General features: G+C 70.3%; 5 protein-coding genes. 3 read left to right on the top strand and 2 right to left on the bottom strand.

What is annotated here, in order from left to right; genetic code table 11:
- Positions 1–108: 108 nt before the first annotated feature.
- Together ACZ5XZ_RS10235 and ACZ5XZ_RS10230 are read right to left on the bottom strand one after the other, a co-directional pair.
- Positions 109–1062, bottom strand: a complete 954-nt coding sequence (locus ACZ5XZ_RS10235; protein WP_468976126.1) for a pirin family protein — start codon at positions 1060–1062, stop codon at positions 109–111.
- A 131-nt stretch (positions 1063–1193) separates the two neighbouring features.
- Entirely contained in the window at positions 1194–1667 is a 474-nt protein-coding gene (locus ACZ5XZ_RS10230; protein ID WP_030411509.1) for an SseB family protein, read from the bottom strand.
- 167 nt (positions 1668–1834) lie between these two features.
- On the opposite strand from ACZ5XZ_RS10230, the gene ACZ5XZ_RS10225 reads away from it, so the two are divergent.
- The 3 genes from ACZ5XZ_RS10225 (at position 1835) to ACZ5XZ_RS10215 (ending at position 7240) form a co-directional block, all read left to right on the top strand.
- Positions 1835–3661 (top strand): acyl-CoA dehydrogenase, encoded by a 1827-nt coding sequence (locus tag ACZ5XZ_RS10225; RefSeq protein WP_468976123.1) that lies wholly within the window; start codon positions 1835–1837, stop codon positions 3659–3661.
- Positions 3662–3927: 266 nt separating this feature from the next.
- Positions 3928–5220: a M18 family aminopeptidase gene (locus ACZ5XZ_RS10220; protein WP_468976120.1), complete on the top strand. Its 1293-nt coding sequence runs from the start codon at positions 3928–3930 to the stop codon at positions 5218–5220.
- Position 5221: 1 nt separating this feature from the next.
- Positions 5222–7240: an AfsR/SARP family transcriptional regulator gene (locus ACZ5XZ_RS10215; RefSeq protein WP_468976117.1), complete on the top strand. Its 2019-nt coding sequence runs from the start codon at positions 5222–5224 to the stop codon at positions 7238–7240.
- Positions 7241–7243 lie beyond the last annotated feature (3 nt).

Below are 7243 nucleotides of genomic sequence, written 5' to 3'. Positions count from 1 at the left end.
CGGACGTTCCACCACGGCGAACGGCCCGAGAGCGGGGGCGGAAACGGGCCGGGGGCGGTGTTTCACGGGAAACACCGCCCCCGGCCCCTCATCGGTTCCGACGAGGCGTCAGTGCTCGTCCGCCGGGATCGTTCCGAGCCGGCCGGCCTGGAAGTCCTCGAAGGCCTGGGCCAGCTCGGCGTGGGTGTTCATCACGAACGGGCCGTAATGCATCATCGGCTCGCGGATCGGCCGCCCGCCCAGCAGCACCACCTCGAAGTTCGGGCTGCGCGACTCCTGGGACTCGTCCGCCCGGATCGTGATCGAGTCTCCGGTCCCGAAGACGACCGCCTGCCCCATACGGAACGGGCGACCCTCCGCGCCGGCCGAGCCGCGGCCGGCCAGGCCGTAGGCGAGGGCGTTGAAGTCCTTGCGCCAGGGCAGGGTCAGCTCGGCGCCCGGGTTCACCGTCACATGCATCATCGTGATCGGGGTGTGGGTGATGCCCGGCCCCTGGTGGCCGTCGAGGTCACCGGCGATCAGCCGCAGCAGCGCACCGCCGTCGCCGGAGGTCAGCAGCTTGACCTGGCCGCCGCCGATGTCCTGGTAGCGGGGGGCCATCATCTTGTCGCTCTTCGGGAGGTTCACCCACAGCTGCAGGCCGTGGAAGAGGCCGCCGGACATCACCAGCGACTCCGGCGGCGCCTCGATGTGCAGCAGGCCGGAGCCGGCCGTCATCCACTGGGTGTCGCCGTCGTTGATGACGCCGCCGCCCCCGTGCGAGTCGCGGTGCACGAAGGTGCCGTCGATCAGGTACGTGACGGTCTCGAAGCCGCGGTGCGGGTGCCAGGGCGTGCCCTTGGGCTCTCCCGGCGCGTACTCCACCTCACCCATCTGGTCCATCATGATGAACGGGTCGAGGTACTTGTAGTCGATGCCGGCGAAGGCCCGGCGCACCGGAAAGCCCTCGCCCTCGAACCCGCTCGGCGCGGTGGCGACAGCCAGCACGGGACGGGTGTGCGCCTCGGCGGGTGCCGCCACACGCGGCAGGGTCAGCGGGTTCTCTACGGTCACAGCGGGCATGACGGCCTCCTCGGTCGCTCAAAACTTAGTTGAATCCTGAACAACCCGCAAGGCATGCGGCATTCCCACCCGCGTTTGCGCAGGTGAAAGCTGGGATGAAAGAGGATCGACCGGCGCTTCGGCGGCCGCGGTCAGCCGTACATCCGCCGCATCGCGAAGTCGACCATCTGCTCCACGGCCTTGGCGTCGAAGACCATCCGGTGATCGCCCTCCATGTCGAGGACGAACCCGTAACCGGTCGGCAGCAGGTCGAGCACCTCGGCGCCGGTGATCACGAAGTACTTGGACTCCTTGCCCGCGTACCGCCGCAGCTCCTTGAGCGAGGTGAACATCGGGATCACCGGCTGCTGGGTGTTGTGCAGCGCCAGGAAGCCGGGGTTGTCACCGCGCGGACAATAGACCTTGGACGTGGAGAAGATGCCCTGGAAGTCCTCGGCCGACATCGAGCCGGTGGTGAAGGCCCGCACCGCGTCGGCGAGCGAGGGCGGCGACGGCTCGGGATACAGCGGCTGCTCGCCATAGCCCCCGGGGGCCGGTTGCTGTGGCGGGGGCGGTGGCGCGCCGTACTGCTGCCCGGCACCCGCGTTCTGGTCGTAGCCGTACATGCGCCACAGCGTACTGAGTCGACGATTCGCCGGGGGACGCTCGTCACAGATGGGTGGAAGGGGTTGATTCTTATTACCCGCGGGTAGCATCATTTAACTACTAGCTGGTATTGCGTCTGAGGTCCCTCCCTTGGGGCCCTCTCCCGAACCCTTACGGAGCCGTACCCATGGGCCACTACAAGTCGAATCTCCGCGACATCGAGTTCAACCTCTTCGAGGTGCTCGGCCGTGACAGCGTGTACGGCACCGGACCGTTCGCGGAGATGGATGCCGACACCGCCAAGAGCGTGCTGTCCGAGCTCGCCCGCCTCGCCGAGAACGAGCTGGCCGACTCCTTCGTCGACGCCGACCGCAACCCCCCGGTCTTCGACCCCGAGACCAACACCGCGCCGATCCCGGACTCCTTCAAGAAGAGCTACCAGGCCTTCATGGACTCCGAGTACTGGCGCCTGGGCCTGCCCGAGGAGATCGGCGGCACCACCGCGCCGGCCACGCTGATCTGGTCCTACGCGGAGCTGATCCTCGGCTCGAACCCGGCCGTGTGGATGTACTCCTCCGGCCCCGCCTTCGCCGGCATCCTCTACTCCGAGGGCAACGAGGCGCAGAAGAAGGTCGCCCAGATCGCCGTCGAGAAGCAGTGGGGCTCCACCATGGTCCTCACCGAGCCGGACGCCGGCTCGGACGTGGGCGCCGGCCGCACCAAGGCCGTGCAGCAGGAGGACGGCTCCTGGCACATCGAGGGCGTCAAGCGCTTCATCACCTCCGGTGAGCACGACATGTCGGAGAACATCCTCCACTACGTCCTCGCCCGCCCCGAGGGTGCCGGTCCGGGCACCAAGGGCCTGTCCCTCTTCCTCGTGCCGAAGTACCACTTCGACTGGGAGACCGGCGAGCTGGGCGAGCGCAACGGCGTGTACGCGACGAACGTCGAGCACAAGATGGGCCTGAAGGCCTCCAACACCTGCGAGATGACGTTCGGCGACCAGCACCCCGCCAAGGGCTGGCTGATCGGCGACAAGCACGACGGCATCCGCCAGATGTTCCGCATCATCGAGTTCGCCCGGATGATGGTCGGCACGAAGGCCATCGCGACGCTGTCGACCGGCTACCTCAACGCCCTTGAGTACGCCAAGGAGCGCGTCCAGGGTCCGGACCTGGCGAACTTCATGGACAAGACCGCGCCGAAGGTCACCATCACCCACCACCCCGACGTGCGCCGCTCGCTGATGACGCAGAAGGCGTACGCGGAGGGCATGCGCGCCCTGGTGCTGTACACCGCCTCCGTCCAGGACTCGATCGCGCTCAAGGAGGCCGCGGGCGAGGACTCCTCGGAGCTGAACGCGCTCAACGACCTGCTGCTGCCCATCGTCAAGGGCTACGGCTCGGAGAAGTCCTACGAGCAGCTGGCGCAGTCCCTGCAGACCTTCGGTGGCTCCGGCTACCTGCAGGAGTACCCGATCGAGCAGTACATCCGGGACGCCAAGATCGACACCCTCTACGAGGGCACCACCGCCATCCAGGGCCAGGACTACTTCTTCCGGAAGATCGTCCGCAACCAGGGCCAGGCGCTGAACACCCTCGCCGAGGAGATCAAGAAGTTCCTGGCCGAGGGCATCGGCGGCGCGGAGCTGGAGCAGGCCCGCGGCGAGCTGGGCAAGGCCGCCGCCGACCTGGAGGCGATCGTCGGCGCCATGCTGACCGACCTCGCCGCCACGGAGAAGGACGTCAAGTCCATCTACAAGGTCGGCCTGAACACCTCGCGCCTGCTGCTGGCCTCGGGCGATGTCGTCATCGGCTACCTGCTGCTCAAGGGCGCGGCGGTGGCGAGCGCCAAGCTGGCGGACGCCTCCTCCAAGGACAAGGCGTTCTACGCCGGCAAGATCGCCGCGGCGAAGTTCTATGCGCACAACGTCCTGCCGGGCGTCGCCGTGCAGCGGCAGCTGGCCGAGTCCGTCGACCAGTCGCTGATGGAGCTCGACGAGGCCGCGTTCTAAGAGCGTCGTCCGCGACCGGTCCGCGGCGTTCTTAGAGGTCTCTCAGATTCGCCGTTCAGACTGACGGAGCCCGCCTCTCTTCCCCCGGAGAGGCGGGCTCCGTCATGTCCGCCGGGTGCCCGCGGCCCGGATCGCGGGTGCGGCCGCCCGGAATCGTTCACTCCAGGGGATTTTCGGCGCGCAACGCGGAAATCCTGGCCGGAAGGGAGCGGAGTCACGTCGCACGCGCACGGGGAATGCGGGGCCTTGCTCCTTATGCTGAATCCATGACCAACTCCGCCCGCTTCGATCGCGGCCACACCGACGACTTGATGTCCTTCCTAGCCGCCAGCCCGTCGCCCTACCACGCGGTCGCCAACGCGGCGGAGCGGCTGGAGAAGGCCGGTTTCCGGCAGGTCGCGGAGGTCGACGCATGGGACGGCGAGAGCGGCGGGAAGTATGTGCTGCGCGGCGGCGCGATCATCGCCTGGTACGTGCCGGAAGGCGCGAACGCCGCGACTCCGTACCGAATTGTCGGGGCTCATACCGACTCTCCCAATTTGCGGGTCAAGCCGATTCCCGACACCGGCGCCCGCGGCTGGCGGCAGATCGCCGTGGAGATCTACGGCGGCACCCTGCTCAACACCTGGCTCGACCGCGATCTGGGGCTCAGCGGGCGGGTGACACTGAGCGACGGCAGCAACCGGCTGGTCAATGTCGACCGGGCGTTGCTGCGGGTGCCCCAGCTGGCCGTGCACCTCGACCGCTCGGTGAACTCCGAGGGCCTCAAGCTGGACAAGCAGCGCCATATGACGCCGATCTGGGGACTGGGCGAGGTGGCCGAGGGCGATCTGATCGCGTTCGTCGCCGAGGAGACCGGCGTACCGGCCGAGGACATCAAGGGCTGGGACCTGATGGTGCACAGCATCGAGCCACCGTCCTACCTGGGCCGCGACCGCGAGCTGGTCGCCGGGCCTCGGATGGACAACCTGCTGTCCGTGCACGCCGGTACGGCCGCGCTGACCGCCGCGGCCGCCGGCGGCGCGCTGACCAGCATCCCGGTGCTGGCCGCCTTCGACCACGAGGAGAACGGCAGCCAGTCCGACACCGGCGCGGACGGCCCCCTGCTCGGCACGGTGCTGGAGCGCTCGGTGTTCGCCCGCGGCGGCTCCTACGAGGACCGGGCCCGCGCCTTCGCCGGCACGATCTGCCTGTCGTCGGACACCGGTCACGCCGTGCACCCCAACTACAGTGAACGGCATGAGCCCGGGCACCACCCGATGCCCAACGGCGGGCCGATCCTGAAGGTGAACGTCAATCAGCGCTATGCGACGGACGGCAGCGGCCGGGCGGTCTTCGCGGCCGCCTGCGAGCGCGCCGGTGTGCCGTGGCAGAGCTTCGTCTCCAACAACTCGATGCCGTGCGGCACCACGATCGGGCCCATCACCGCGGCCCGGCACGGCATCGCGACGGTCGACATCGGCGTGGCGATCCTGTCCATGCACTCGGCGCGCGAACTGTGCGGCGCCGAGGACCCCTACCTGCTGGCGAACGCCCTGACGGCCTTCCTGGAGGGCTGAGTTGGAATTCTCACTGCTCGGCCCGATCGCCGTGACGACCGGCTCCGCGGAGCTGTCGCTCGGGCCCGCCAAACGGCGCAGTGTGCTGGCGCTGCTGTTGCTGCAACCCAACACCACCGTTCCACTGGAGCAGTTGATCGACTCCCTGTGGGAGGACGAGCCGCCCGAGCACGCCCGTACGGTCGTCCAGGGGCACGTCTCACGGCTGCGCGCCACGCTCGCCGAGGGCGGGGCGCAGACCTTCGGCATCGAGCTCACCACGCATGGCTCGGCCTATCTGCTGCGGCTGCCGGAGGAGCTGATCGACGCCCACCGGTTCGGTGAGCTGGTGACGCTGGCGCGCCCCGAGGCGGCGCCGGCCGATGCCGTACCGCTGCTGCGCGAGGCGCTGGGGCTGTGGCGCGGGCCCGCGCTGACCGGCACGGTCACCAGCCCGCCGTTCGCGGCCGCCGCCCACGCTCTGGAGGAGCGCCGACTGACGGCGGTGGAGGCGCTGGGACGGGCCCACGGCGCGCTCGGCGAACATGAGCAGGCCGCCGCCATCCTCTACTCCGCGGCCGTCAACCACCCCTTGCGGGAAGGGCTGATCGCGGAGTTGATGCGGGCACTGTTCCGCACGGGCCGGCAGTCCGACGCACTGGAGTGGTTCCACCGCACCCGGCGGCTGCTCAACGAAGAGCTGGGTGTCGACCCGGGCGAGCGGCTGCGCGAAGCGTACGAGGAAATCCTGCGGGCGGAGGCAGCGGGTGGAGGGCGTACGGCTGCCCGTCCCGCGGCGGGCGCACACAGGGCCGGTGACGACTCCAAGGGCGCACCGGCGTTTCACGTGAAACATGGCCCCGGCGGGCCGCTGCCCGCGCAGAGCACCGGCTCGGCCGGTGGGTCGGACAGGAAGGGCACGTCTGCGGACTCGGCCGGCGGTGCCGCGGACGGTTCGCCGTCCGGCTCGGGGCGGGCCGGTGCGGCTCCGCGGCTGCTGCCCCGGGCCCCGGCCCGGTTCCTCGGCCGCGAAGCGCAACTGGTCACCCTGACCGAGGTGTTGACCGACCGTACGACCGGCGAGAGCCCGCTCGCCGTGGTCGCGGGGCCGGCCGGCGTCGGTAAGACGGCCTGCGCCGTGCAGTGGGCGCATCTGTACGCCAGCGCCTTCCCCGACGGCCAGCTCTTCGCCGACCTGCGCGGCTTCGGCGAGGGCGACGAGGCGCCGCCGGCCGAGATCCTGCGCGACTTCCTGCTGGCCCTGGGCACCCCTGCCGAGCGGGTGCCCGGCTCGGCGCAGGCCGCCTCGGCGCTGTTCCGGTCGCTGGTCTCCGAGCGCCGGCTGCTGGTCGTCCTGGACAATGCGCGCAGCTCGGCGCAGGTACGGCCGTTGCTGCCCGGAGGCGCGCACTGCGCCACGGTCGTCACCAGCCGCAGCCGGCTGGACGGCCTGGTCGCCACGGACTGGGCCCGGCCGGTCGGACTCCAGGCGCTGGGACACGAGGAAGGCGCGGCGCTGCTCGGCGCCATGCTCGGCCCGGAGCGAGTGGCCGAGGACCCGGCCGCCGCTCGCGAGCTGGTCGACCTGTGCGACGGGCTGCCGCTGGCGCTGCGGGCCGCGGCCGCCCAGCTCACCGCCAGGCCCCGCTGGCGGCTGGCCCGGCTCGCCGCGGCGCTGCGGGACGAACAGCGGCGGCTGGCCCTGCTGTCGGCGGAGGACACCGGGATGGCGGCGGCGCTGCGGATGTCCGTCGCCCGGCTGTCGGCGGACGACGCACGGCTGCTCAGAGCGCTGGCGACCAGCGCCGACGGGCATCTCAACGCCTCGGTGGCGGCGGCCCTGGCCGGGTATGACCAGGAGCGCACCCAGGACGGTCTGGACCGGCTCGCCGAGATGCATCTGGTGGACGAGGAAGCCACCGACGTCTACACGATCAGCACGCTGACCCAGCTCTTCGCGCGGGATGAACGCGGGGAGGGCGGCAAGGGCGGTGCGGAGGGCCGCGGTGTCGCCGGCGACGAGGGGGACGGGCGCCGCTGAGCG

It is taken from the genome of Streptomyces sp. NPDC033270, from assembly GCF_055576575.1.
Note: the sequence above shows the minus strand (reverse complement) of the source record. Positions and strands in the feature narration are given on the sequence as shown.